Annotated in this window: 22 protein-coding genes; 13 read left to right on the plus strand and 9 right to left on the minus strand. The window is 53.6% G+C overall.

Annotated elements, in window-relative coordinates; genetic code table 11:
- Positions 1–63: 63 nt before the first annotated feature.
- The 3 genes from OGY83_RS20240 to OGY83_RS20250 are packed head-to-tail and all read left to right on the plus strand — an operon-like array spanning position 64 to position 3,989.
- Positions 64–1,614 carry a hypothetical protein gene (locus OGY83_RS20240; RefSeq protein ID WP_003840986.1) on the plus strand — a complete coding sequence of 517 codons (1,551 nt, stop codon included), beginning with the start codon at positions 64–66 and terminating at the stop codon, positions 1,612–1,614.
- Positions 1,615–1,640: 26 nt separating this feature from the next.
- On the plus strand, positions 1,641–2,591 hold the full coding sequence (locus OGY83_RS20245; RefSeq protein WP_103284757.1) for a carbamate kinase family protein: 951 nt from the start codon (positions 1,641–1,643) through the stop codon (positions 2,589–2,591).
- Positions 2,592–2,603: 12 nt separating this feature from the next.
- Entirely contained in the window at positions 2,604–3,989 is a 1,386-nt protein-coding gene (locus OGY83_RS20250) for an amidohydrolase family protein (protein WP_286636787.1), read from the plus strand.
- A 45-nt stretch (positions 3,990–4,034) separates the two neighbouring features.
- On the opposite strand, the gene OGY83_RS20255 is transcribed toward OGY83_RS20250, so the two are convergent.
- Positions 4,035–4,940, minus strand: a complete 906-nt coding sequence (locus OGY83_RS20255) for a nickel/cobalt efflux protein RcnA (protein WP_286636788.1) — start codon at positions 4,938–4,940, stop codon at positions 4,035–4,037.
- 120 nt (positions 4,941–5,060) lie between these two features.
- On the opposite strand from OGY83_RS20255, the gene rcnR reads away from it, so the two are divergent.
- A complete protein-coding gene (gene rcnR / locus OGY83_RS20260) occupies positions 5,061–5,333 on the plus strand; it encodes a Ni(II)/Co(II)-binding transcriptional repressor RcnR (protein WP_003825567.1) in 273 nt (90 codons plus the stop codon).
- Between the two features lie 783 nt (positions 5,334–6,116).
- Here the strand turns inward: rcnR and OGY83_RS20265 are convergent.
- Positions 6,117–7,346, minus strand: a complete 1,230-nt coding sequence (locus tag OGY83_RS20265) for an amino acid permease (RefSeq protein ID WP_079938617.1) — start codon at positions 7,344–7,346, stop codon at positions 6,117–6,119.
- A 142-nt stretch (positions 7,347–7,488) separates the two neighbouring features.
- Positions 7,489–7,944 carry a multidrug/biocide efflux PACE transporter gene (locus tag OGY83_RS20270; RefSeq protein ID WP_079938616.1) on the minus strand — a complete coding sequence of 152 codons (456 nt, stop codon included), beginning with the start codon at positions 7,942–7,944 and terminating at the stop codon, positions 7,489–7,491.
- A gap of 101 nt (positions 7,945–8,045) precedes the next feature.
- Between OGY83_RS20270 and OGY83_RS20275 the strand changes: the two genes are divergently transcribed.
- From OGY83_RS20275 to araE, 5 genes are all read left to right on the plus strand, one after another.
- Complete coding sequence (locus tag OGY83_RS20275) at positions 8,046–8,930, plus strand: LysR family transcriptional regulator (protein WP_174771108.1); 885 nt, start codon at positions 8,046–8,048, stop codon at positions 8,928–8,930.
- A 102-nt stretch (positions 8,931–9,032) separates the two neighbouring features.
- Positions 9,033–10,211: an acetyl-CoA C-acetyltransferase gene (locus OGY83_RS20280; protein WP_032944867.1), complete on the plus strand. Its 1,179-nt coding sequence runs from the start codon at positions 9,033–9,035 to the stop codon at positions 10,209–10,211.
- Between the two features lie 484 nt (positions 10,212–10,695).
- Complete coding sequence (gene kduI, locus OGY83_RS20285; protein ID WP_286636789.1) at positions 10,696–11,532, plus strand: 5-dehydro-4-deoxy-D-glucuronate isomerase; 837 nt, start codon at positions 10,696–10,698, stop codon at positions 11,530–11,532.
- Positions 11,533–11,589: 57 nt separating this feature from the next.
- On the plus strand, positions 11,590–12,351 hold the full coding sequence (gene kduD / locus OGY83_RS20290) for a 2-dehydro-3-deoxy-D-gluconate 5-dehydrogenase KduD (RefSeq protein ID WP_003033923.1): 762 nt from the start codon (positions 11,590–11,592) through the stop codon (positions 12,349–12,351).
- 316 nt (positions 12,352–12,667) lie between these two features.
- Entirely contained in the window at positions 12,668–14,086 is a 1,419-nt protein-coding gene (gene araE / locus OGY83_RS20295; RefSeq protein WP_286636906.1) for an arabinose-proton symporter AraE, read from the plus strand.
- Between the two features lie 106 nt (positions 14,087–14,192).
- On the opposite strand, the gene OGY83_RS20300 is transcribed toward araE, so the two are convergent.
- Positions 14,193–14,519, minus strand: a complete 327-nt coding sequence (locus tag OGY83_RS20300; protein WP_048225407.1) for a cupin domain-containing protein — start codon at positions 14,517–14,519, stop codon at positions 14,193–14,195.
- Between the two features lie 141 nt (positions 14,520–14,660).
- On the opposite strand from OGY83_RS20300, the gene OGY83_RS20305 reads away from it, so the two are divergent.
- Complete coding sequence (locus OGY83_RS20305) at positions 14,661–15,368, plus strand: aspartate/glutamate racemase (RefSeq protein WP_286636907.1); 708 nt, start codon at positions 14,661–14,663, stop codon at positions 15,366–15,368.
- On the opposite strand, the gene OGY83_RS20310 is transcribed toward OGY83_RS20305, so the two are convergent.
- A complete protein-coding gene (locus tag OGY83_RS20310; RefSeq protein WP_286636790.1) occupies positions 15,340–16,275 on the minus strand; it encodes a LysR family transcriptional regulator in 936 nt (311 codons plus the stop codon). The two genes, OGY83_RS20305 and OGY83_RS20310, sit on opposite strands and share 29 nt — an antisense overlap.
- A 118-nt stretch (positions 16,276–16,393) precedes the next feature.
- Here OGY83_RS20310 and lysA point away from each other — a divergent pair, with 118 nt between their 5' ends.
- A complete protein-coding gene (lysA, locus tag OGY83_RS20315) occupies positions 16,394–17,650 on the plus strand; it encodes a diaminopimelate decarboxylase (protein ID WP_079938610.1) in 1,257 nt (418 codons plus the stop codon).
- An 80-nt stretch (positions 17,651–17,730) separates the two neighbouring features.
- On the opposite strand, the gene OGY83_RS20320 is transcribed toward lysA, so the two are convergent.
- Together OGY83_RS20320 and galR are read right to left on the minus strand one after the other, a co-directional pair.
- A complete protein-coding gene (locus OGY83_RS20320; protein WP_194211342.1) occupies positions 17,731–18,741 on the minus strand; it encodes a LacI family DNA-binding transcriptional regulator in 1,011 nt (336 codons plus the stop codon).
- A gap of 13 nt (positions 18,742–18,754) precedes the next feature.
- Complete coding sequence (galR, locus tag OGY83_RS20325; protein WP_003033945.1) at positions 18,755–19,783, minus strand: HTH-type transcriptional regulator GalR; 1,029 nt, start codon at positions 19,781–19,783, stop codon at positions 18,755–18,757.
- Between the two features lie 597 nt (positions 19,784–20,380).
- Here galR and aas point away from each other — a divergent pair.
- Positions 20,381–22,540 carry a bifunctional acyl-ACP--phospholipid O-acyltransferase/long-chain-fatty-acid--ACP ligase gene (gene aas, locus OGY83_RS20330; protein ID WP_191228216.1) on the plus strand — a complete coding sequence of 720 codons (2,160 nt, stop codon included), beginning with the start codon at positions 20,381–20,383 and terminating at the stop codon, positions 22,538–22,540.
- Entirely contained in the window at positions 22,533–23,726 is a 1,194-nt protein-coding gene (gene lplT, locus OGY83_RS20335) for a lysophospholipid transporter LplT (RefSeq protein WP_008785713.1), read from the plus strand. The genes aas and lplT overlap by 8 nt, the downstream gene beginning before the upstream one ends.
- Before the next feature lie 84 nt (positions 23,727–23,810).
- Here the strand turns inward: lplT and OGY83_RS20340 are convergent, their stop codons facing one another.
- Together OGY83_RS20340 and ygdR are read right to left on the minus strand one after the other, a co-directional pair.
- Positions 23,811–24,851, minus strand: a complete 1,041-nt coding sequence (locus OGY83_RS20340) for an NADP(H)-dependent aldo-keto reductase (RefSeq protein ID WP_003033954.1) — start codon at positions 24,849–24,851, stop codon at positions 23,811–23,813.
- 106 nt (positions 24,852–24,957) lie between these two features.
- Positions 24,958–25,176, minus strand: a complete 219-nt coding sequence (ygdR, locus tag OGY83_RS20345; RefSeq protein WP_000758660.1) for a lipoprotein YgdR — start codon at positions 25,174–25,176, stop codon at positions 24,958–24,960.
- Positions 25,177–25,283 lie beyond the last annotated feature (107 nt).

The raw sequence follows: 25,283 nt of genomic DNA on the forward strand, positions 1-25,283 counted from the left end.
TTACCTGCAGGGCTGGGCGATCTCCGCGATCGCAAACGATGCTTAACCTGTTAAGGATATTCCATGAACAGCATAAAACTAGAATGGAAACGTGGTGACTGGGCGGCTTACTTTGGGCTGATGACCAACAACCTGACTAACCTGCTGACAATGATGGGGCTGCTCATTTTTGTCGTCGGGATCCCTACCGAAATTGTCTATGGTCGCATTGCGCCTGCCTTTGGTCTGGCGGTGCTGGTGGCCAGCGTCTGCTACGCCTGGTTTGGCCTGCAGATGGCAAAGCACACCGGGCGTAAAGACGTGACGGCGTTGCCGTCCGGACCGAGCGCACCGTCAATCTTTACCGTAACTTTTCTGGTGCTGATGCCGGTTTATCAGCAAACCAAAGATGCCAACTTCGCGATCCAGATAGCCCTGGTGTGGTGCTTTGTCGAAGCGTTGATCCTGGTCGGCGGCTCCTTCCTGGGCGAGACCATCCGCAAGATGATCCCGCGTACGGTACTGCTTTCTTGCTTGTCCGGCCTGGGGTTGTTGCTGCTGGCGATGAACCCGATGCTGCAGGCATTTGAAGCGCCGACGGTTTCTTTCATCGTCTTGTTGCTGATCTTCATTAACTGGTTCGGTAAGAAGCCGATTTTTGCTCGTATTCCTACCGGTTTGCTGTTGCTGATTGCCGGTACGGCCCTGGCGTGGATCTCCGGTTTACAAAGCCCGGAGGCCATTAAAGCGTCGATGTCTTCCTTTGGCTTCAACCCACCGGAAATTCATGTCGACAGCTTCCTGCAAGGTTTGCCGCACGCACTGCCGTATCTGGCTTCCGCGGTTCCTCTGGGCCTGGCGAACTACATTTTTGACCTTGAGAACATTGAAAGTGCGCACGCGGCGGGCGATGAGTACAACACCCGTAAGGTCATGATGGCGAACGGTTTTGCCTCCATGCTCGGCTGCATGCTGGGTAACCCGTTCCCGGTGACAGTGTATGTTGGGCATGCGGGCTGGAAAGCGATGGGTGCCAGCATCGGTTATACCCTCGCTTCAGGCATCACCATGTTCCTGGTGCCGCTGTTTGGGCTGGGCGCGTTTATGCTCGCCATTATTCCGATGACCGCGATAGTGCCGATTCTGGTGTTTATCGGCGTGGTGACCGCCAACCAGGTGGTGCGAGAAACGCCCAAAGTCGAGGTTCCCGTCATCTTCATCTGTCTGTTCCCGTGGATCGCCAACTGGGCGTTGACCATCGTCAACAGCGTAATGGGCGCTGCCGGAACATCCGCGGGGAAACTGGGTAGCGACTTGCTGCACAGCAAAGGTGTCTATTACGACGGACTGGTGCATCTGGGAAGCGGCGCGCCACTGGCCAGCATGCTGTGGGGCTGCGTCGCTATCTTCGCCATTATGAATAAGCCGCTGCGCGGGGCGATTGCCGCAGCCTTTGGCGCGCTGCTATCGCTGTTTGGCGTGATTCACTCCCCTGCGGTTGGCTTTGCAGAAGGCAGCTCGATGATGTTTGTTGTGGCCTACCTGATGATGAGCGGCATGTTTGTCCTCAAGCATGTTCTTGATAGCCGTGAAGCGGTGACTGCGCCTGAGCAGGAACCGACGAAAACGACCTGAATCGCCTGCAAGCGGAAGATAACACTATGAAAGAACTTGTGGTCGTTGCCATTGGCGGCAACAGCATTATCAAAGATAACGCCAGCCAGTCGATTGAACACCAGGCTGAAGCGGTGAAAGCGGTAGCGGATACGGTGCTGGAGATGCTGGCATCGGACTACAACATTGTGCTGACGCACGGTAACGGGCCACAGGTGGGGCTGGATCTGCGGCGTGCGGAAATCGCGCACGAGCGTGAGGGGTTGCCACTCACCCCGCTGGCAAACTGCGTTGCCGATACGCAGGGCGGTATCGGTTATCTGATCCAACAGGCGCTGAATAACCGTCTGGCGCGACGCGGTGAGCAAAAGGCAGTTACGGTGGTCACGCAGGTGGAGGTCGACAAAAACGATCCGGGCTTCGCTAATCCGACCAAGCCCATTGGGGCGTTCTTTAGCGAAGCGCAGCGTGATGAACTACAGCGGGTCAATCCGGGCTGGCGCTTTGTTGAGGATTCGGGGCGTGGCTACCGTCGGGTAGTCGCCTCTCCACAACCGAAGCGCATTGTCGAGGCGGAGGCGATCAAAACGCTGACCCAGCAAGGCTTTGTGGTGATTGGCGCAGGAGGCGGCGGGATCCCGGTGGTGCGTAGCGATCAAGGGGATTACCAGAGCGTGGACGCGGTGATTGATAAAGATCTCTCCACGGCGCTACTGGCACAGGAGATCCGCGCCGACATTCTGGTGATTACCACCGGCGTCGAGCAGGTCTGTATTCATTTTGGCAAACCCAATCAGCAGGCGCTGGATACGGTGGATGTCGCAACGATGACCCGTTACATGCAGGAGGGACATTTCCCACCTGGCAGCATGTTACCCAAGATCGTTGCCAGTCTGGCGTTCCTGGAGCGTGGCGGTAAACGAGTGATCATCACCACGCCGGAATGCCTGCCTGCCGCACTGCGCGGTGAAACAGGCACCCATATTGTCCATTCCTGAGAGGAGACGTGAATGAAGGAAAGTAACAGCCGCCGTGAATTTTTAAGCCAGAGCGGAAAAATGGTGACCGCTGCCGCGTTGTTTGGCGCGGTCGCTCCGGTCGCGTATGCTGCTAATCCTGTCGGGAACACCTGCGGGTCGAAGAGCACAATGACGATTAACGATAAGCACTATTACCTGGATAACGTCCTGCTGGAAGCGGGCTTTGATTACGAAAACTCAGTGGTGGTGCACACCCGCACCGCGCTGCAAACCGTTGAAATCCAGGACGGAAAAATCGTTGCGCTGCGCGAGAATAAGCAGCATCCGGATGCGACGCTGCCGCACTACGATGCGGGTGGAAAGCTGATGCTGCCCGCCATGCGCGACATGCACATCCATCTGGATAAAACCTTTTACGGCGGTCCCTGGCGTTCGCTGAACCGACCAGCGGGCACCACTATTCAGGATATGATCCGCCTGGAACAAAAGCTGCTGCCTGAACTCCAGCCTTATACGCAGGAGCGCGCGGAAAAGCTGATCGATCTGCTGCAATCAAAAGGCACCTCGATCGCCCGCAGCCACTGCAACATAGAACCGGTTTCCGGGCTGAAAAACCTCGAAAACCTGCAGGCGGTGCTGGCGCGTCGTCAACCGGGTTTTGCCTGTGAAATTGTGGCGTTTCCGCAACATGGCCTGCTGTTATCAAAATCTGAACCGCTGATGCGTGAAGCGATGCAGGCGGGGGCGCATTACGTCGGTGGTCTGGACCCAACCAGCGTCGACGGGGCGATGGAAAAATCCCTCGACACCATGTTCCAGATTGCGTTGGACTACGATAAAGGCGTAGATATCCATCTGCATGAAACCAGTCCGGCAGGCGTGGCGGCAGTGAATTACATGGTGGAAACGGTGGAGAAAACGCCGCAGTTGAAGGGTAAACTGACCATCAGTCACGCGTTTGCGCTGGCGACTCTGAACGAACAACAGGTGGATGCGCTGGCGAGCCGCATGGCGGCGCAGCAGATTACCATTGCTTCGACGGTGCCGATCGGTACCTTGCACATGCCGCTTAAGCAGTTGCGTGATAAAGGCGTGGAAGTGATTACCGGAACCGACAGCGTGATTGACCACTGGTCACCGTACGGGCTGGGAGACATGCTGGAGAAGGCAAATCTGTACGCGCAGCTCTATATTCGCCCTAACGAACTGAACCTGTCGCGGGCGCTGTTTCTTGCTACCGGCGATGTGCTGCCGCTAAACGATAAAGGCGAACGCGTCTGGCCGAAAGCGCAGGATGAAGCCAGCTTTGTGCTGGTGGATGCCTCCTGTTCGGCGGAAGCTGTCGCGCGAATTTCCCCACGCACCGCGACCTTCCATAAAGGGCAACTGGTGTGGAGGAATGTCGTCGAAAGCTAGCCTGGTTTTACGCGCAGCGGCAATCGCTGCTGCGCTCTCTTAGTGTTAACCGACGATCCCCATATAGCCGTGAATCCCCATATATAAGCCGACCATCGCAATGAGCACACTGGAAAAATAGGGTGCTTTGCGTGCCATCGTGTTAAATCCGCTCCAGCGTTTGGCTGCCTGCTGCACGCTGATTGCCGCTCCCACGCCCACCGTTACCAGCGTCAGCGCCAGCCCGAGGCTAAAGCACAGTACCATGGTGGCGCCCAGCGTGAAGGCTTTGAGCTGGATGCAAATCAGTAGCACCGTAATGGCGGCTGGGCACGGGATCAGCCCGCCGGTCAGGCCAAACAGCAAAATTTGCCCGTTGGTGACCTCTTTGCCCGCAAAGCGGCGCTGAATATCGGTGGCATGCGCCCGTTCGTGGGCATCCTGATACTCTTTCGAGCCTTCGGTGAGTCCCGCCAGTGCGGCATGGTCGTGATTATGCTCGTGCTCGTGCTCGTGATGATGATGGTGATGATCGTCATCGTGGTCATGATGATGGTGGTGATGGTCGTCATGATCATGGTGGTGGTGATGCCTGTGATCGTGGTCGTGATGCGTCTGGGCCAGCCAGTTCTGCTCTCCCTGCCACGTTCGCCAGAACATCCAGAATGCGGTCCCGAGAATAATTATCGCCGAGACAAATTGCAGCCAGGGCTCAACGGCTTGGGCGGTAAACGCTTTGCTGATATACATGCCACCGAGCGCAATCAACCAAACTACGGCGGTATGCGATAGCGTTGCTGCCAACCCCAGCATCACCGCCTGTTTGATGGTCCCCTTAATGGCAATAATAAAGGCCGCCATCATCGTCTTGGAATGCCCCGGCTCCAGGCCGTGTAACACACCCAATAGAATCGCGCTGGGAATGAAAAACCAGGCGTTGCCTTGCTGAAGAAGCGTAGAAAACTCACCCATGAGAATGATTCTTAGTTGGTTAATTTCGCTTGATTCTACTCCCCCCCAGTATCAAATACTACCCCCCAGTAGAATGTCGATGGTATTGTCCCTACAGCCAGACGTTAAAAAGGTAAAGTTATGTCACATACGATCCGCGACAAACAAAAGCTGAAAGCCCGAACCAGCAAGATTCAGGGGCAAGTAGCGGCGTTGAAAACCATGCTGGATGAACCGCATGAATGCGCGGCGGTATTGCAGCAAATAGCGGCAATCCGCGGGGCGGTAAATGGATTAATGCGTGAAGTGATTAAAGGCCATCTGACCGAGCACATTGTGCATCAGGGCGATGAAATTAAGCGCGAAGAAGATTTGGATGTGGTTCTGAAGGTACTGGATTCGTACATCAAATAAGCCAGTTTAACGGCTCATCCACGTTCAATACCGTCCAGTTAAGCATGTAGGGTGAACATGTGATTCTTTCTCAGGGTTCCGTTCACCTCAGCAGTGTTATTTTTCTGAAGCATCGATACCCGTGAACGTGTAAAGGGCGTTCTTCGCCACGCCCTTTACAATCCCGGCTCCCGGCGGGAAAATTGCCGCTCCGCGGTCCCCTCCGCTTATTCCTCCAGGCTACCGGGTCGGGCGCGAGGTAGCGTCCCTGCAAAGCGCGCCCTGAGCCAGCATCCATGCTGGCTCTCCCGGGCTTACGGAAACACGTCGGCAATTTTCAGCCGGACCAGCCCACACCTCACCATCTGCGTTTTTGGTATGAACAGCAAAACAGATTTAACTGGAAATCAGAGCGTTGAAGCGATGACTCGGGTCCGGCTGAAAATCGATGAGGAGTTGACGTCTGACCGGGGCTGTCCGCAGGGATGCGGACAGAGGGGACGGCCTGCATGGACGCAGGCTCGCGCCCGACCCGGCAGGCAGACGGCATAAGACGAATGAATCGCGTAGCGACGATTTTCCCGCCGGGAGCCTGGGTTGCAAGGGAGGCGGCGGTGAGCCTCCCTTGCACGTTCACAGGAATCGGTGCTTCAGAGAAACGATGAACATGAGGTGAACGGAACCCTTCTCTGAGATAGCATGTTCATTACTTCCGCCAACACAGGTTGATACTTTCTGAAATTGAGTCGTTAACTGAACGACATCGCACCCACTTTCAGGAGAATGAGCCGTTAAACACACGTTCTAGCCAAAAAACATCACAGATACGCACAGCAGACCGACAATCAGGGTGATCAGATTACCCACTGAACGGTACGGCTTCAGCGCCGGGATCAGATAGGTAGACAATGTCGGCATGATAAACAGAATCATGGCAATCAGTGGGCCGCTTATCGCGTAAATCATCGAAATGGCATTAGGGTTAATGCAGCAGATGATAAACGTGATAGCCGAGACCAGCATGATGGACAGAGCGCGATTAAAGGCCCGGCTTTTCTTCACTCCCACCTGATGCAACGACGTTTTTACTACCTCCGTTGCCCCTTCAATCACGCCAAAGTAGGTGCCGAGGAACGATTTTGACATCGCGACGACGGCAACGATGATCCCGGAAATCGACAGCCATGCCGGCGCGTTTGGCATCATCGACAGCGCGGACAGAATAGTCACGCCTTCATTTTTCGCGTCTTCGATATAGTTTGTCGGAATCGAAAGCAAACAGCTGAAGACGAAAAACAGTACGCTCAGGCAGATGATGACGTAGGCTACCTTCATGATTTTTTTGCATTTACCCATGGCCTGCTCGCCGTATTTCTCTCGTCTGTCGATGGCGAATGTAGAGATAATTGGCGTATGGCTAAAAGCGAAAACCATCACGGGAATAGATATCCAAACCTGATGAAGCGTGTGCTGATCGAAAGACATCTGGCCGGTGAGTAGCGTTGGCTGCCAGCTTCCGGTCAGGTAAAGCGAAAGGAACAAAAAGTACGCGATGAGCGGGAACACCAAAAAGCCCATGACCCGAATGGTGGCTTGTCGGCCCATCAGAAAAATCAGGTTCAGCACCAGCACCACGCCAAAACTGACCAGCATGCGGATCCGCAGATCGATAGCGATATGTTTTGCCAGCTGTTCAGTGAGTGAATTGGTTATCGCTACGGCGTAGATCAGCACCACCACAAAGAAAGCAATAAAATAGAGGGTGGTGATCAGGCTGCCAATCTTCTTGCCGTAGTAGTGCGTAACCGCGCCAGTGATCCCTTCACCAGCCGACGTTTTTGAGGACAGGATAAACTGGCACAATGCCTTGTGCGGCCAGTAGGTTAAAGGCCAGGCGACGAGAGCGGTGATAAACAGTACCACCGCGCCTGCAGAACCTAGCTGTATGGGGAGGAATAGGGTTCCTGCGCCGACGGCAGTCCCATATAGTGCGAAGCTCCAGAGAGTCTCTTCTTTTGACCAAAATTTCGACATTATTTGAACGTATCAACTATAAAATAAACAAAAAGAAGCGCAATTTACCACAAATGGCAGGGGCTGGGGGAGGTGTGAACAAGCGGGCGAGTGAATGGGACAATAGCCGGAACCGAGAAGATTCCGACTATTATTTTAATTATCAGGCAGTAACGCGCTGCTGGCGGCGCTTCATAACACGCTCGCGTAATGTGTCATAAGCCCAGTTATAGAACATGGTGTACGGCAGGAAGAACAGGAAGAAACCTATTTCCAGTGTGAATGCCTGAAGCAGGCTAACGTTCAGCACATACGCCACGATGCTCACCCCGATCACAATAAAACCGCTCTCGAAGCCTAAGGCGTGAAATGCTCGCACTTTCGCCGTACGTTTTACCAGGTGCGACGGCCACAGGCGATCAAACAGGGCGTTATAAATGATATTCCAGATCATCGCCGTGGTGGCGAGAAGAATGGTCAGTCCGCCCATTTCCAGTACCGAACGCTGCATCAACCATGCGGTGGTTGGTGCGAGGATCGCGGTGGCAATGCCTTCAAAGCAGACGGCATGAAAAATACGCTCCACTAACGAGCGACGTTGGACTGTATCGTGTTGCATAACCTAAAACCTTCATTGATGCCCGGATAACGGAATGGTGGCAATTTTATCGTTTTATATGATATCTAAAAGATAGTATCCATCGATAAAGTAGATAGTTCATGCGTTATTCTCCTGAAGCATTAACGGCATTTGTGGAGACCGTTTCCTGCGGTTCATTTTCTGCGGCTGCCCGGCGGCTGCGCAAAAGCCAGTCCACTATCAGTACGGCCATTGCGCATCTGGAAGCCGATCTTGGTTTTGCGCTGTTTGACCGCTCATCCCGCCAGCCGACGCTGACCGAAGAAGGTAAGCGGGTGCTGGGCTATGTGCAGGCAATTTTGACGGCCAGCGAACGCCTGGATGAAGCGGCGATCTCGCTGTCGGGTGAAACGGAAGCGCGTCTGACTTTCGTGCTTTCGGACACGCTGCATCCAGATGTGCTGGAAGAGTTGATGGTGCAGTTTGATCGCAAGTTTCCCCATACCGAGTTTGAATGCCTGATTGGCGAAGATGAGGACGTGATCGATCTGCTACAAAAAGGACGTGCGCAGGTGGGATTGATCGAAGCGCGTGAGGATTACCCGACCGACATGGGCGTTACGCGTCTGCCGATGCAAACCTGGATGGGATTATACGTGGCGGCATCGCATCCGCTCGCGGCTCAAGAAAAACTGCAGTGGGAGCAGCTACACACCTGGCGCGAGCTGCGTTTGAATACCTATCTGGAAAGCGGTACCAACGTGGCGCGCGGCCCTGTCTGGTCGGCTCCTAACTACCTGTTATTGCTAAGTATGGCGGTGCAGGGATTCGGCTGGTGCGCGCTCCCCTGTGCGCTGGTGGAGGAGTTTGCGGCAGAAAAACCACTGGTGCAATTAAAGATGCCTGGCTGGCCAAAGGCTATCTCTATCGATCTGTTGTGGAATAAGAAATCACCGCCTGGTGTGGCAGGAAGCTGGCTGCGTGACCATTTACAGCAAAGTGGCGTTCAGATTACCAATAAGTGATATGAATTTCCTTTGTGATAAAAATCACCGTTTTTAAACAACCTTGATAACTCTTTTTAACAATCATCTACTATTGCGGTGTTATTTTGCGCTGAGGTAGTGATGAAAGAGGTTGTGATCGTCGGGGCATTAAGGACACCGATTGGCTGCTTCCAGGGGACGCTGGCGCGCCACTCTGCCGTTGAGTTAGGCAGCATGGTGGTCAAGGCGTTACTGGAACGTACGGGCGTGGATGTCCACGCTGTGGATGAAGTGATCCTCGGACAGGTGCTTACCGCAGGTGCCGGGCAGAACCCGGCGCGTCAGTCTGCCATCAATGGTGGGCTACCCAATACCGTTTCCGCCATCACCATTAACGATGTCTGTGGCTCGGGTCTGAAAGCGCTGCATCTGGCGACCCAGGCTATCCAGTGTGGCGAAGCCGACATTGTGATTGCGGGTGGGCAGGAGAATATGAGCCGTGCACCGCATGTCCTTACCGATAGCCGCACTGGCGCACAGCTGGGGAACAGCCAGCTGGTCGACAGCCTGGTACATGACGGTCTGTGGGATGCCTTCAACGATTATCACATGGGCGTTACCGCGGAAAACCTGGCGCGAGAATACGGCATCAGCCGCGAATTGCAGGATGCCTACGCGCTGCACTCGCAGCACAAAGCGCGGATGGCAATTGATGCCGGACGCTTTAAAGATGAAATCGTGCCGGTGGTAACACAGCGTAACGGGCAATCGTTCGTGGTGGACACCGACGAACAACCGCGTACCGATGCCAGCGCCGAGGGGCTGGCGCGTCTGGATCCTACCTTTGACAGGCTCGGTTCGGTAACGGCGGGTAACGCGTCATCCATCAACGACGGCGCCGCCGCCGTGATGATGATGAGCGAGGCCAAGGCGCAAGAGCTGAACCTACCGGTACTCGCCCGTATTCGCGCCTTTGCCAGCGTCGGGGTAGATCCCGCGCTCATGGGGATTGCGCCAGTGTATGCAACGCGTCGCTGCCTTGAGCGTGTGGGCTGGCAACTGGCTGATGTTGATCTTATCGAAGCTAATGAGGCCTTCGCCGCGCAGGCATTATCCGTTGGGAAAATGCTGGAGTGGGACGAACGACGGGTGAATGTGAACGGCGGGGCTATTGCGCTCGGCCATCCGATTGGCGCATCTGGCTGTCGTATTCTGGTTTCGCTGGTACATGAAATGGTGAAACGCCGGGCGCATAAGGGCCTGGCAACGCTGTGTATTGGTGGTGGTCAGGGGGTGGCGCTCGCTATTGAACGAGACTAATTTTCCTTCGATTTCTCTGCTTAAACGCCTTTCCTGATGACTTTCTCCTGCATCTATAAAAAAGCCCTCCAACAGGAGGGCAAGGCCAGTTACAGAAACATACACTCTAAACCCTGCCAACATATCAAAACGTTGTTTCATTTCATGTGATTGATAGCGCACTTTGTTAGAAAAGGTGTGTGAATGACGTATGAGCCTGGCTGCGTTTTCAATATCTTATCCCTGCCACTAATGATCTACTCTTTTGTGTTTTTATCTATCTAATTGTTTTAAATAATTTTATTGAAACCATTTTTGCGATTTATTTGCGCTAGCGTGATCGCACTTACACTTTTGATAATAAGATCCGGAAAAGGTGAAACATCGTTTTAGTTATAATTGAAAACACATTCAGGGAGGGATATCATGAGCGCATAAGATAAAACGGAACAGCGTTTTGCTATTCGTTTAAGCATTCACGGTCAATTTATCACTGGAGGTAAATGTGGACGTAAGACAAAGCATCCATAGTGCGCATGCGAAAACCCTGGACACTCAGGAGCTGCGTAATGAGTTTTTGGTAGAAGAAGTGTTTGTCGCAGATGAATACACCATGGTCTACAGCCACATCGACCGCATCATTGTTGGCGGCATTATGCCAGTGGCCAAAACCGTCTCTGTGGGTGGCGAAGTCGGCAAACAGCTGGGCGTAACCTATTTCCTCGAACGTCGTGAGCTGGGTGTGATCAATATCGGCGGCCCAGGCACGATTACCGTTGACGGCCAGTGCTATGAAATTGGCCATCGCGACGCGCTGTACGTCGGAAAAGGGGCAAAAGAAGTGGTATTCGCCAGTATTGATGCGGCGAAACCGGCGAAGTTTTACTACAACTGCGCGCCGGCGCACACGACTTACCCAACTAAGAAAGTCACGCCTGCCGACGTTGCGCCAGTGACGCTGGGCGATAACCTCACCAGTAACCGCCGTACCATCAACAAATACTTTGTGCCGGATGTTCTGGAAACCTGCCAGTTGAGCATGGGGCTGACTGAACTGGCACCGGGTAACCTGTGGAACACCATGCCGTGTCATACCCATGAACGTCGTATGGAAGTCTATTTCTACTTCAATATGGAAGAAGATACCTGCGTCTTCCACATGATGGGTCAGCCTCAGGAAACGCGTCATATTGTGATGCACAACGAGCAGGCGGTGATTTCTCCAAGCTGGTCTATTCACTCCGGCGTCGGCACAAAAGCTTATACGTTCATTTGGGGCATGGTCGGCGAAAACCAGGTCTTTGATGATATGGACCATGTTGCAGTCAAAGATCTGCGCTAGTTGCGGGCGACAGCCGTGCCTGCTGCGGCGGGCATTATAAAAAATTAAGGATTTACAATGATTTTGAATGCATTCTCTCTTGAAGGTAAAGTCGCCGTTGTGACCGGTTGTGACACAGGTTTGGGTCAGGGTATGGCGCTGGGTCTGGCTGAAGCGGGCTGCGATATCGTCGGTATCAACATTGTTGAACCGACAGAAACCATCGAACGCGTGACCGCACTGGGCCGTCGTTTTTTAAGCCTGACCGCCGATCTGCGTCAAATCGACGGTATTCCGGCGCTGCTGGAGCGCGCAGTGGCAGAATTCGGCCATATCGATATTCTGGTCAACAACGCGGGTCTTATCCGTCGTGACGATGCGATCGACTTCAGCGAAAAAGACTGGGACGACGTGATGAACCTGAACATTAAGAGCGTGTTCTTTATGTCTCAGGCCGCGGCGAAACACTTTATTGCTCAGGGTAACGGCGGCAAAATTATCAACATCGCCTCTATGCTTTCCTTCCAGGGCGGGATCCGCGTGCCGTCTTACACCGCGTCTAAAAGCGGCGTAATGGGTGTTACCCGTCTGATGGCGAACGAGTGGGCAAAACATAACATTAACGTCAACGCGATTGCACCGGGTTACATGGCGACGAACAATACTCAACAGCTGCGTGCTGATGAGCAACGTAGCGCAGAAATCCTCGATCGTATCCCGGCGGGTCGTTGGGGGCTGCCGAGCGACCTGATGGGGCCAGTCGTGTTCCTGGCGTCCAGCGCATCTGACTATATCAACGGCTATACCGTTGCGGTAGACGGTGGCTGGCTGGCACGTTAATTCGCTTTCCAGAACCGTTAAACCCTGCCATCTGGCGGGGTTTTTTTTCACTTTTAATCATTAAAATCCATATTGTGGTTATAAATTATTCCATATTAAATTTCATATCTATAAGTTTATTGTTTTTAATATTCTTTAATATCAATGAATTAAATTTAATTGAGTGATTATTGGTAAATTTTAAAATTGGAATATCCATCACATAACCATGTGGTGTAGCTATTTAATCCATGTTTTTGCCGTTTCCCGCCTGACGCTTCCTGCAAGGGATCCCTTACTTTCAATGGCATGGTTACTCTGTATCTGGCAGGAAAAAATGGTCTCAATAAATAATGATGCTGCTTTAGCGCCGCGCCCAGTGCGCGATACGCGACGTATGAATATGTTTGTCTCTATCTCTGCGGCTGTCGCAGGGTTGTTATTCGGCCTGGATATTGGCGTGATTGCCGGCGCGTTGCCTTTCATCACCGATCACTTTGTGTTGACCAGCCGTCTGCAGGAATGGGTGGTAAGCAGCATGATGCTGGGTGCGGCAATTGGCGCGCTGTTTAACGGTTGGCTGTCATTCCGCCTGGGGCGCAAATACAGCCTGATGGCGGGCGCGATCCTTTTCGTCGTCGGATCTCTGGGCTCGGCGTTTGCCTCCAGCGTAGAAATGCTCATTTTTGCCCGCGTGGTGCTGGGCGTTGCGGTGGGGATCGCGTCTTACACCGCTCCGCTCTATCTCTCCGAAATGGCCAGCGAAAACGTGCGTGGCAAGATGATCAGCATGTATCAGCTGATGGTGACGCTGGGCATCGTTCTGGCCTTTTTGTCCGATACCGCGTTCAGCTACAGCGGTAACTGGCGCGCTATGCTGGGCGTGCTGGCGCTTCCGGCGGTATTGCTGATTATTCTGGTTGTTTTCTTGCCCAACAGCCCACGCTGGCTGGCGGAAAAAGGTCGCCACATTGAAGCTGAAGAAGTACTGCGCATGCTGCGTGATACCTCAGAAAAGGCTCGCGATGAGCTGAACGAAATCCGTGAAAGCCTGAAGCTGAAGCAGGGCGGTTGGGCGCTGTTTAAAATTAACCGTAATGTGCGTCGTGCGGTTTTCCTAGGAATGTTACTGCAGGCGATGCAGCAGTTCACCGGGATGAACATCATCATGTACTACGCGCCGCGCATTTTTAAAATGGCGGGGTTTACCACCACAGAGCAGCAGATGATTGCCACGCTGGTGGTTGGCTTAACGTTTATGTTCGCCACCTTTATTGCCGTCTTCACGGTCGACAAAGCAGGACGTAAACCGGCGCTGAAAATTGGTTTCAGCGTAATGGCCATCGGGACACTGGTGCTTGGTTATTGTCTGATGCAGTTTGATAATAGCACGGCTTCCAGTGGGTTATCCTGGCTGTCAGTTGGCATGACGATGATGTGTATTGCAGGCTATGCGATGAGCGCCGCGCCGGTAGTGTGGATCCTGTGTTCGGAAATTCAGCCGCTGAAATGCCGTGATTTTGGTATTACCTGTTCCACCACCACCAACTGGGTGTCGAACATGATCATTGGCGCAACGTTCCTGACGCTGCTCGACAGCATTGGCGCCGCCGGTACGTTCTGGCTTTATACCGCGCTGAACGTTGTGTTTATCGGTATTACGTTCTGGCTGATTCCAGAAACCAAAAACGTCACGCTGGAGCATATCGAACGTAAGCTGATGGCGGGCGAGAAGTTAAGAGATATTGGGGTGTAAGTCAGACAAGCATGCCGGATGGCGGTTCAGCCTTATCCGGCCTGCGAGTGGAATCTCTTACAGGCCGGGAAAGCGTCAACGCGACCCGGCTTTTTTATTTAGCACCTTACCCGTGCAGAAAATCTTCGCGAATTGGGGTAAAGGTATCCAGCAGCGTTCCCGGTTTTAAGCAGACGCAGCCATGCATAATGTTGGGCTGTTTATACAGGGTATCGCCCGCCCTAACGATATGTTTCTCTTCGCCGATGGTAAATTCAAACTCACCGGACAACACGTAAGTCAGCTGTTCGTGCGGATGATTGTGCATCGGGCCGATTGCGCCTTGCTCGAAGTTCACCTCAACCGCCATCATGTTACCGTCGTGAGCAAGAATGCGCCGGGTAACGCCATTGCCCAGATCGTCAAGCGTGGTCTCTTTATGAAAAATAAACATCCGGCCTTCCTGTAATTAATTAAAACAATGTTTCATTAAACCTATATCAGAAAATTAAAAAAAGAAATGCACGCCAACAGATGTGGAAAGTTGATCACATCTTTGGTTCACTGGAGAGACAACAACGAGTCAGGGGAAATGATGAAAACGATCGGTCTGTTAGGCGGTATGAGCTGGGAATCTACCATTCCTTATTATCGACTCATTAATGAAGGGGTAAAACAGCGTCTGGGTGGCCTGCATTCGGCGCAGATTCTGTTGCACAGCGTGGATTTTCACGAGATTGAAGTCTGTCAGTCAAGCGGTGACTGGCAGCGAGCCGGCGAGATCCTCGCACAGGCCGCCGCAGGGCTACAGCAAGCCGGAGCGCAAGGGATTGTACTGTGTACCAACACCATGCACAAAGTCGCGGAGGCGATTGAAAGCGCCTGTGATGTGCCGTTTCTGCATATTGCCGACGCGACGGGGCGGGCGATACAAAAGCAGCAGATGAACAACGTGGCGCTACTGGGGACGCGCTACACCATGGAGCAGGATTTTTACCGTGGGCGTTTACAGACTGAATTCGGCATTAGCACGCTGATTCCTGAAGCTGATGATCGGCAGAAAATAAACCAGATTATTTTCGACGAGCTGTGCCTCGGTGAGTTCAGCGAGGCCTCCCGCGATTATTACCTGGGCGTCATTGAGCAGTTGGCGAAACAGGGCGCGCAAGGGGTGATCTTTGGCTGTACCGAGATTGGTTTGCTGGTTCCCACTGAACTAAGCCCACTACCGGTTTTCGACACCGCGGCAATCCATGCGCAAGATGCGGTGGCGTTTATGCTTTCGGCTGAGGGTGTAAAATAGCCTCCAGCGGGTCAATAAGCCTCGGTAGATGGGCCTGCAGATGCGCCGTAAAAGCATCCACCAGCGCTGAAGCGGGGCGATGAAGTGGGTGAATCAGGCTGACCGTAAACGGTACCGAAATACTGAAGCGGCGGATAACGACTCCGCTGCTGGCGTAATCCAGCGCGGTCAGTGGGTTCACCACCGAGATCCCAACGCCCGCCCGCACCATTGCACAAATTGAAGCGGCGCTATGGGTTTCAATCACCATGCGACGCTTCACCTGGTGCTCATTAAACAGGGTATCCAGTAGCTGACGGTAACTGTCGGTCCGTGACAGGCTGATGTAGTTTTCTCCCTGAAAATCCTGCGGCGTTAACACCGCTTTCTTAGTCAGCGGATGCCCCTGCGGCAGCACGCACACTTCATCCAGCGCCAGCAATTCGGTGCGTTTCGTTCCGGCAGGCGTATGCAGCGTTTCCGTTAACCCCAGATCGTGGCGCTGCGCCGATAGCCACTCTTCCAGCAGCGGTGACTCCTGCGGCACTATCTGAATATTGACCTGTGGATAGCGTGCGAGGAATGGCTGTAGCAGCGGTGGTAAAAAGGACTGTGAGAATACCGGCAGGCAAACAATCGACAATTCGCCCTGGCGAAACTCGCGCAGGCTTTCGGCGGCGCTCACAATTCTGTCCAGGCCGTACCACGAACGTTGCACCTCTTCAAACAGACGTAACCCTTGCACGGTGGGGTGCAGTCGGCCACGTGTGCGTTCAAACAGCGTTAATCCCAGTACTTTCTCGAATCGGGCCAGTTCCCGACTGACGGTGGGCTGCGAGGTATGTAGCATGCGCGCGGCTTCCGTCAGATTACCTGCCGTCATGATGGCGTGAAAAATTTCGATGTGTCGCAGGTTAACGGTGGGCATGGGCAATCCTCGAATGAATTAATCCATATCATTTTTGCATAGACTCACGATAAAACGATATTTTTTATTCTTTTCGGGCTGTGGCGTAATCATAAAAAAGCCAATACCGGAGCACACCATGCCACGCCCACTCAATAGCACTGACACTGACCTGACCGCCGACAACCTGCTGCGCCTGCCTGCCGAATTCGGCTGCCCGGTGTGGGTTTATGATGCGCAGATTATCCGCGCGCAGATTGCCAAACTGAGTCAGTTTGACGTGGTGCGTTTTGCCCAGAAGGCGTGTTCGAATATTCATATTTTGCGCCTGATGCGCGAGCAGGGCGTGAAGGTAGATTCCGTCTCGCTTGGCGAAATTGAACGTGCGCTGGCGGCAGGTTTTGTGCCTGGTAAAGATGAAATCGTCTTTACCGCCGATATGATTGATGAAGCAACGCTCGCGCGGGTGCATGAATTGCGCATTCCGGTAAATGCCGGGTCGGTGGATATGCTGGAGCAACTGGGCCAGGTCTCGCCGGGCCATCGTGTGTGGCTACGCGTAAACCCTGGTTTTGGGCATGGGCACAGTCAGAAAACCAATACCGGCGGCGAAAACAGCAAGCACGGGATCTGGTATAGCGATCTTCCCGCGGCGCTGGAGGTGATTCAGCGCTATAAGCTGAAGCTGGTGGGGATTCATATGCATATCGGTTCCGGTGTGGACTACGCGCATCTGGAGCAGGTGTGCGGTGCGATGGTGCGCCAGGTGGTTGAATTTGGACAGGATCTGGAGGCGATCTCCGCGGGTGGTGGTTTATCAATCCCATATCGCGAAGGCGAAGAGGCGATCGATACCGATCACTACTTTGGATTGTGGAACGCTGCGCGTGAGCAGATTGCTAAACACCTGGGGCACCCGGTCGCGCTTGAAATTGAGCCTGGTCGTTTTCTGGTCGCGGAAGCTGGCGTGTTAGTGGCGCAGGTGCGTAGCGTAAAAGAGATGGGCAGCCGTCACTTTGTGCTGATCGATGCGGGCTTCAACGATCTGATGCGCCCGGCGATGTACGGCAGCTATCACCATATCTCCGCGCTGGCGGGGGATGGTCGCTCTCTGGAACAAACCCCGCAACGGGAAACCGTAGTGGCCGGGCCGCTGTGCGAATCTGGTGACGTGTTTACCCAGCAGGAAGGCGGAAATGTGGAAACCCGTCTATTGCCTGCGGTGGTGCCGGGCGATTATCTGGTGCTGCATGATACCGGGGCGTACGGCGCGTCAATGTCGTCAAACTACAATAGCCGCCCGCTGCTGCCGGAGGTTTTGTTTGATAACGGGGTGGCACGACTGATTCGCCGTCGCCAGACCATTGATGAGCTGTTAGCGCTGGAACTTATCTGAGGGAATGCCCGATAGTGCTGCGCTTATCGGGCCTACGGGGATGTAGGCCCGATAAGGCGCTTGCGCCGCCATCCGGCACGTTATTTGTAATACGGCCCCGTCGTCACCGAGTCACGTAATACCAGTTTGCCGGTAAACGGTGGGATTGGCTCGACGCTCTCGCCGTTGGCCAGCCGGATAGCCTGGTCGATTGCCGTGGTTATCATGGTATCAATCGGTAGATAAACGGTAGACAGCCCCGGCTCCAGCCATTTGGCGCTGGGCGCATCATCAAAACCAAACAGTGAGACGTCCGTTGGGATCCTCAGCCCGGCCTGATGTAACGCTTTTGATGCGCCTAATGCCATGTCATCGTTACAGGCGAACAGGGCGCTAAATTTCACCCCTTCTTCCAGCAGTTCACGGCAGGCTTCATAGCCTCGCGTCATCGTGGAGTCGCCGTATTTGACCTTATCGGGATCCCAGGGAATACCGTTTTTTTCCAGCGCCTTACGATATCCCATCAGGCGGGATTTACCGGTAGGCGTATGGCCTGGCACAGTGATACAAGCAATATCGCTATGGCCCTGGGAGATCAGATAATTGACCGCCTGATAGGCTGCGTCTTCCTGTTCAAAGAAAATTGCGCGATCGCGGGCCTGGCTGACATCACGGTTGATGACCAGCAAGGGCATAGCAATGCTGGTCATCAACGACATAATCGCCTTTTCACTCATATAGCGGGTATAGAGAATAATGGCGTCGCACTGTCTGTCCGCCAGCATTTGCACGGCTTCCTGCTCACGCTCTGGTGTGTCGTGTCCGTCAGTGACGATCAACTGCTTGCCATGAGATTCCGTCTGGCGTGAAGCCTGTTGCAGCAGGCGGCCAAAGTAAAAACCATCAAATGTGGAAACCACCAGACCAATGCTGTTGCTAGTGCGGTTTGCCAAAGAGCGCGCTAAAAAATTAGGCCGATAATCAAGTGCCTGCATGGCCTTAAACACTTTCTGGCGCGTGCTCTCTTTTACCTGACCCGTGCCATTCAGTACGCGCGAAACGGTCGCTTTTGAGACGCCTGCGTGTCGTGAAACGTCCAACATCGTAGTCATAACGCTATCCTGGTTAATCGTTTGACGATGAATTCCCCGGCTCTGTCAGCGTCGAAACGGAATGGCGACGCACCAGAGTTGGGTTAAAAACGTGGGTAATTTCAGGCACGGGACGCTTCTCCGCCAGCGCGAGCGCCAGTTCGGCAGCCTGGGTTGCCATCGTCACGATCGGGTAGCGCACCGTGGTCAGACGCGGGCGCACGTAGCGGGAAACCAGCACATCATCAAAACCAATCAGCGAGATTTCTCCCGGTACATCAATGCCGTTATCATTTAATACGCCCATGGCACCAGCAGCCATTGAGTCGTTGTAGCAGGCTACCGCAGTGAAGTTTTTGCCACGGCCAAGTAACTCGGTCATGGCCTGTTCACCGCCGCTTTCATCCGGTTCACCAAACGTTACCAGGCGATCGCTGACCGGTATATTGCTCTCTGCCAGCGCGTCGTAATAGCCTTGCAGACGATCTTCCGCATCTGAAATCGTGTGATTGGAGCACAGATAGCCAATGCGTGTATGGCCCTGCTGAATGAGGTGTCGGGTCGCGAGCCATGCGCCGAAACGGTCATCAAGGGCAACGCAGCGTTGTTCGAATCCTGGCAAAATTCGGTTAATTAATACCATGCCGGGGATTTGCTTCATTAGTGATGCCAGCTCAGCATCCGGGATAATTTTTGCGTGGACAACAAGGGCTGCGCAGCGGTGGCGAATGAGCTGTTCAATCGCCTGTCGTTCCTTCTGTTCGTTATGGTAGCCGTTACCAATCAGTAAAAAATTACCGGTGTTATACGCCACCTGCTCGACAGCTTTAACCATTGCCCCAAAAAATGGATCGGACACATCACCTACCACCAGACCGATGGTTTCAGTGGATTGTTGTGCCAGCGCACGCGCATTGGCGTTGGGGTGGTAGCTGAGTGATTCCATTGCACTTGTTACGGCCAGGCGCGATGCTTCGCTGGCTTTAGGGGAATCATTAATCACTCGAGAAACGGTGGCGACTGATACACCAGCTAGTCGGGCTACATCCTTTATGGTCGCCATGATAGTACCTGTTGTGGGTAAACGCTTACATTCCGTCAGTGTTACGGAAAATGGCTGGCTGTTCAAGCAGATTGCCCGTCAGAACGTCGCAAATGTGAGCGCACACGAGCGAAGTAAGACAGAAAATAGAAAATGCTAATTTTTGCTTACACTTTGCGATGTGCTGTTGCGATTGTTCGCTGGTGAGGGAACTGAGCAGATTGCTAGAGTTGAGATCCCAGAGGTATTGATAGGTGAAATCAACTTTCGGGTTGATCACTAGAATTACACCAGCCTGCGCAGATGCGCAGGTTTTTTTTTACCTTCAGCCTATCTGTAACAGTAACCGATAATTTACACAACTCGTTGCATTTGGGTTCATTCCTTTGCGTTTTCGCACTGGCGTATCTGGCTGCTGACGACCACAATCAAGATCCCAGAGGTATTGATTGGTGAGATTATTCGGTACGCACTTCGTACCTGTCTCTTGCACCAACCTGCGCGGATGCGCAGGTTTTTTTTCGGATTGTATTTACCAGTTACCTGTCGCGCCCATTCCCCAACTCGTATACTCTCCCACCATTGATGTTTATATAATTAATGGCACAGGGAGTTGAGATGCTATTTGGCTTTTTTCGTAATCTGTTTCGCGTGCTTTTCCGCATTCGCGTCACGGGCGATGTCAGCGCGCTACAGGGAGAACGCGTTCTAATCACTCCCAACCATGTCTCATTTATAGACGGCATTTTGTTGGCACTTTTTTTACCGATTCGTCCCGTCTTCGCTGTTTACACCTCGATCAGCCAGCAATGGTATATGCGCTGGCTAACCCCGCTGATTGATTTCGTACCGTTAGATCCAACCAAACCGATGTCGATTAAACATCTGGTTCGTCTGGTCGAACAGGGCCGTCCGGTGGTTATTTTCCCGGAAGGACGTATTTCGACCACTGGTTCGTTGATGAAAATTTATGACGGCGCGGGGTTTGTTGCCGCTAAGTCGGGGGCGACGGTCGTTCCTGTCCGCATTGAGGGCGCAGAACTTTCCCGCTTTAGCCGCCTGAAAGGTTTGGTTAAACAGCGACTCTTCCCGCGCATCCGCTTACACATCCTACCGCCGACACAACTGCCGATGCCGGAAGCACCGCGTGCTCGCGATCGCCGCAAAATTGCCGGAGAGATGCTGCATCAAATTATGATGGAAGCACGCATGGCGGTTCGTCCGCGTGAAACGCTATACGAGTCGCTGCTGGCGGCGAAATACCGTTTTGGCGCGGGCAAAAACTGCATTGAAGATGTCAACTTTACCCCGGACAGCTACCGCAAACTGCTGACAAAGACGCTCTTTGTGGCCCGTATTCTGGAAAAATACAGCGTCGAAGGTGAAAAAATCGGCCTGATGCTGCCAAACGCGGGGATCAGCGCAGCGGTCATTTTTGGCGCCATTGCGCGTCGACGCATTCCGGCCATGATGAACTACACCGCGGGCGTGAAAGGATTAACCAGCGCCATTACTGCGTCTGAAATTAAAACGATCTTCACTTCCCGACAGTTTCTCGATAAAGGCAAACTTTGGCATTTACCGGAACAGCTCACCCAGGTGCGCTGGGTTTATCTGGAAGACTTAAAAGCTGATGTGACCTTTAGCGATAAGCTGTGGATTTTTTCTCATCTGCTGGCACCGCATCTGGCGCAGGTGAAGCAGCAGCCGGAAGACGCTGCGGTGATCCTCTTTACTTCCGGTTCAGAAGGCCATCCGAAAGGTGTGGTTCACAGCCATAAAAGCATTCTGGCGAACGTTGAGCAGATCAAAACGATTGCCGATTTCACCGCCGATGACCGTTTTATGTCGGCGCTGCCGCTGTTCCACTCCTTTGGCCTGACGGTGGGATTATTCACGCCGCTACTGACTGGCGCAGAAGTGTTTCTTTATCCCAGCCCGCTGCATTACCGCATTGTTCCAGAGCTGGTATACGACCGGAACTGCACCGTGTTGTTTGGTACCTCAACGTTCCTCGGCAACTACGCGCGTTTCGCGCATCCGTACGATTTCCACCGCCTGCGCTATGTGGTGGCGGGAGCGGAAAAACTACAGGACACCACAAAACAGCTGTGGCAGGAGAAATTTGGCCTGCGCGTTCTTGAAGGCTATGGGGTGACGGAATGTGCGCCGGTTGTGTCGATTAACGTACCAATGGCGGCAAAATCGGGAACGGTAGGGCGCATCTTGCCTGGTATGGATGCTCGACTGTTGGCCGTTCCGGGAATTGAGGACGGTGGGCGTTTACAGCTGAAAGGCCCTAATATTATGAGCGGCTATTTGCGCGTCGAAAAACCTGGCGTGCTGGAAGTGCCGACGGCAGAGAATGCGCAAGGTGAGATTGAGCGCGGCTGGTATGACACCGGAGACATCGTGCGCTTTGATGAAAATGGCTTTGTACAGATTCAGGGGCGCGCCAAACGTTTTGCTAAAATTGCCGGAGAGATGGTGTCGCTGGAAATGGTTGAGCAACTGGCGCTGGCGGTATCAGCAGACAAAATGCACGCCACGGCGATCAAGAGTGACGCCAGCAAAGGTGAGGCGCTGGTGCTGTTCACCACCGATAGCGAACTCACGCGTGAAAAACTACAGCAGTATGCGCGGGCGCACGGCGTACCTGAACTCGCCGTACCGCGTGATATTCGCCACCTGAAGCAACTCCCCTTACTCGGCAGCGGTAAGCCGGATTTTGTTACGCTGAAAAGCTGGGTCGATGAGCCGGAAAAACATCATGAGTGAGTCAGTGCACACTAACACTTCAATCTGGTCCAAAGGGATGATGTCCGTTATCGCCGCGCAGTTTTTGTCGGCGTTTGGCGATAACGCGTTGCTGTTTGCTACGCTGGCGTTGCTGAAGGAGCAATTTTATCCGGACTGGAGCCAGCCAATCCTGCAAATGGTGTTTGTGGGCGCTTACATTCTGTTTGCACCGTTTGTTGGACAGGTGGCGGATAGCTTTGCCAAAGGCCGAGTGATGATGTTCGCGAATGCACTGAAACTGCTGGGTGCGGCGAGTATTTGCTTCGGCATTAATCCGTTTCTCGGGTATACGCTGGTGGGGATCGGCGCGGCGGCGTATTCACCAGCCAAGTATGGCATTCTCGGTGAACTGACTACCGGCGACAAACTGGTGAAGGCCAACGGCCTGATGGAAGCTTCCACCATTGCCGCGATTTTGCTCGGATCTGTCGCCGGCGGCGTTCTGGCCGACTGGCACGTGATTGCCGCGCTTTCTGCCTGTGCGTTGGCTTATGCGGGGGCCGTAGTAGCTAACCTGTATATCCCGAAACTGGCCGCGGCTCGTCCTGGCCAGTCCTGGCATCTGGGGAAAATGACGCGCAGTTTCTTCTGTGCCGCCTCCTCGCTGTGGCGCAACGGTGAAACACGCTTCTCGTTGGTGGGAACCAGCCTTTTTTGGGGCGCGGGCGTCACGCTGCGTTTTCTGCTGGTGCTGTGGGTTCCGGTGGCGCTCGGCATCACCGATAACGCCACGCCGACCTACCTCAATGCCATGGTAGCAATCGGGATTGTGGTCGGTGCGGGTGCGGCCGCGAAGCTGGTAACGCTGGAAACCGTGTCGCGCTGTATGCCTGCGGGGATCCTGATTGGCGTCGTGGTGCTGATTTTCTCTCTTCAACATTCGCTGCTTCCGGCCTACGCGCTGCTGATGCTTATCGGTGTGTCGGGTGGCTTCTTTGTGGTACCGCTGAATGCGTTGTTGCAGGAGCGGGGTAAGAAAAGCGTCGGCGCGGGTAATGCGATAGCGGTGCAAAACCTGGGCGAGAACAGCGCGATGCTGCTCATGCTGGGGATTTACTCACTGGCGGTGCTGGTGGGGATCCCGGCAGTAGCGATTGGTATTGGATTTGGTGCGCTGTTTGCGCTGGCGATTGCGGCGCTGTGGATTTGGCAGCGCCGCCATTAGTCTGTTAAATGCTGTTGTCGTATCAGGCCTACAGGGAACGCTGTCTGTAGGCCTGATAATCGCAGCGCCATCAGGCGCTAACTGTTACGGTGCAGGATAGGTATACACCTGATGCACCGCTTCAATCTCTGCCAGTACTTCTTCGCTCAACTCCAGATGCAGACTTTCAACGTTGGTTTTTAGCTGCTCCATCGTCGTGGCGCCCAGCAAAGTGCTGGCGACAAACGGCTGACGACGCACGAATGCCAGCGCCATTTGCGCGGGATCCAGATTATGGCGTTTCGCGATATCCACATAGGCCGCAACGGCTTTCTGCGTCTGCTCGCCGCTGTAGCGCGTGAAACGGCTAAACAACGTATTGCGCGCACCGGCAGGTTTCGCGCCGTTCAGGTATTTACCGGTTAACGTACCGAAGCCCAGGCAAGAGTAGGCCAGCAGCTCAACGCCTTCATACTGGCTCACTTCCGCCAGTCCAACCTCAAAGCTGCGGTTCAGCAGGCTATAGGGGTTCTGGATGGTGGCGATGCGCGGCAGATCGTGTTTGTCCGCCAGGTGCAGATAGCGCATCACGCCAAACGCGGTTTCATTGGACACGCCGATGTAGCGAATTTTCCCGGCGCGCTGAAACTCGGCCAGTGCGTCCAGCGTATCCAGCAGGGAAACGACCGGCGCGGAGTCTGTCCAGCTGTAGCCTAACTTACCAAAGCAGTTGGTCGGGCGCTGCGGCCAGTGAACCTGATACAGATCCAGATAATCGGTTTGCAGTCTTTTCAGGCTGTCGTGCAGCGCTTCACGGATATTTTTACGATCCAGCGCCTGATTCGGGCGGATGCCGCTGTCGTTGTTGCGTGATGGACCGCTGACCTTAGAAGCAACGATCAGCTTTTCACGGCTGCCGTGTTTGGCGAGCCAGTTACCTACGTAGGTTTCGGTGAGACCCTGGGTTTCAGGACGCGGCGGTACCGGATACATCTCGGCAACGTCGATCAAATTAATGCCCTGTGCTACGGCATAATCGAGCTGTGCATGTGCGTCGGCTTCGCTGTTTTGTTCACCAAACGTCATTGTGCCCAGCCCCAGTGTACTGACTTCCAGCGAGCTGTGGGGTATACGGTGATATTGCATAGCCGTTTCCTTTTTATAATCACGACATAAGGATTATAAAAATGGCTGAGGGAAGCGAAAAAGGGAAGTAAAATTGTTAAGGCCAGCGCGCTGCTGACCTCAACCATCAGCGTTCAATGATTTGAGACACATCATCGCGGTTAATCTGCATCGCATTGCCCTGCTGGTCGTGATAGCTCACCAGACCGGTATCATCGTCAATTTCTGGTTTTCCATCGGTCAGGATCATTCGACCATCTTTTGTCGCCATTACATAATCGCTGCTGCATCCGGAAACGGCAAAAGCCAGTCCTACGGCGGAAATCAAAACTGCCCATTTTTTCATCTGCTTATCCTCACATGGCCTGCATCTGACAATAGTTTAGTAATAACGCGAAGTTGTGCAGGGTAAAAGCAGTAAAATCTTAAACTGTGAGAAGGGGGAGGTGTGGC

This window comes from Citrobacter sp. Cpo090, assembly GCF_030332665.1.
Taxonomy (GTDB): Bacteria; Pseudomonadota; Gammaproteobacteria; order Enterobacterales; family Enterobacteriaceae; genus Citrobacter; species Citrobacter portucalensis.

What these genes read in the sequence shown, in the direction of transcription:
- OGY83_RS20275 (WP_174771108.1), top strand. Translation starts at nt 8,046, where the DNA reads ATGCGTTATTCTCCTGAAGCATTAACGGCATTTGTGGAGACCGTTTCC.
- araE (WP_286636906.1), top strand. Translation starts at nt 12,668, where the DNA reads ATGGTCTCAATAAATAATGATGCTGCTTTAGCGCCGCGCCCAGTGCGC.
- OGY83_RS20280 (WP_032944867.1), top strand. Translation starts at nt 9,033, where the DNA reads ATGAAAGAGGTTGTGATCGTCGGGGCATTAAGGACACCGATTGGCTGC.
- rcnR (WP_003825567.1), top strand. Translation starts at nt 5,061, where the DNA reads ATGTCACATACGATCCGCGACAAACAAAAGCTGAAAGCCCGAACCAGC.
- OGY83_RS20305 (WP_286636907.1), top strand. Translation starts at nt 14,661, where the DNA reads ATGAAAACGATCGGTCTGTTAGGCGGTATGAGCTGGGAATCTACCATT.
- OGY83_RS20300 (WP_048225407.1), bottom strand. Translation starts at nt 14,519, where the DNA reads ATGTTTATTTTTCATAAAGAGACCACGCTTGACGATCTGGGCAATGGC.
- OGY83_RS20310 (WP_286636790.1), bottom strand. Translation starts at nt 16,275, where the DNA reads ATGCCCACCGTTAACCTGCGACACATCGAAATTTTTCACGCCATCATG.
- OGY83_RS20340 (WP_003033954.1), bottom strand. Translation starts at nt 24,851, where the DNA reads ATGCAATATCACCGTATACCCCACAGCTCGCTGGAAGTCAGTACACTG.
- ygdR (WP_000758660.1), bottom strand. Translation starts at nt 25,176, where the DNA reads ATGAAAAAATGGGCAGTTTTGATTTCCGCCGTAGGACTGGCTTTTGCC.
- kduD (WP_003033923.1), top strand. Translation starts at nt 11,590, where the DNA reads ATGATTTTGAATGCATTCTCTCTTGAAGGTAAAGTCGCCGTTGTGACC.
- OGY83_RS20265 (WP_079938617.1), bottom strand. Translation starts at nt 7,346, where the DNA reads ATGTCGAAATTTTGGTCAAAAGAAGAGACTCTCTGGAGCTTCGCACTA.
- OGY83_RS20270 (WP_079938616.1), bottom strand. Translation starts at nt 7,944, where the DNA reads ATGCAACACGATACAGTCCAACGTCGCTCGTTAGTGGAGCGTATTTTT.
- aas (WP_191228216.1), top strand. Translation starts at nt 20,381, where the DNA reads ATGCTATTTGGCTTTTTTCGTAATCTGTTTCGCGTGCTTTTCCGCATT.
- galR (WP_003033945.1), bottom strand. Translation starts at nt 19,783, where the DNA reads ATGGCGACCATAAAGGATGTAGCCCGACTAGCTGGTGTATCAGTCGCC.
- OGY83_RS20245 (WP_103284757.1), top strand. Translation starts at nt 1,641, where the DNA reads ATGAAAGAACTTGTGGTCGTTGCCATTGGCGGCAACAGCATTATCAAA.
- lysA (WP_079938610.1), top strand. Translation starts at nt 16,394, where the DNA reads ATGCCACGCCCACTCAATAGCACTGACACTGACCTGACCGCCGACAAC.
- OGY83_RS20240 (WP_003840986.1), top strand. Translation starts at nt 64, where the DNA reads ATGAACAGCATAAAACTAGAATGGAAACGTGGTGACTGGGCGGCTTAC.
- OGY83_RS20320 (WP_194211342.1), bottom strand. Translation starts at nt 18,741, where the DNA reads ATGACTACGATGTTGGACGTTTCACGACACGCAGGCGTCTCAAAAGCG.
- OGY83_RS20255 (WP_286636788.1), bottom strand. Translation starts at nt 4,940, where the DNA reads ATGGGTGAGTTTTCTACGCTTCTTCAGCAAGGCAACGCCTGGTTTTTC.
- OGY83_RS20250 (WP_286636787.1), top strand. Translation starts at nt 2,604, where the DNA reads ATGAAGGAAAGTAACAGCCGCCGTGAATTTTTAAGCCAGAGCGGAAAA.
- lplT (WP_008785713.1), top strand. Translation starts at nt 22,533, where the DNA reads ATGAGTGAGTCAGTGCACACTAACACTTCAATCTGGTCCAAAGGGATG.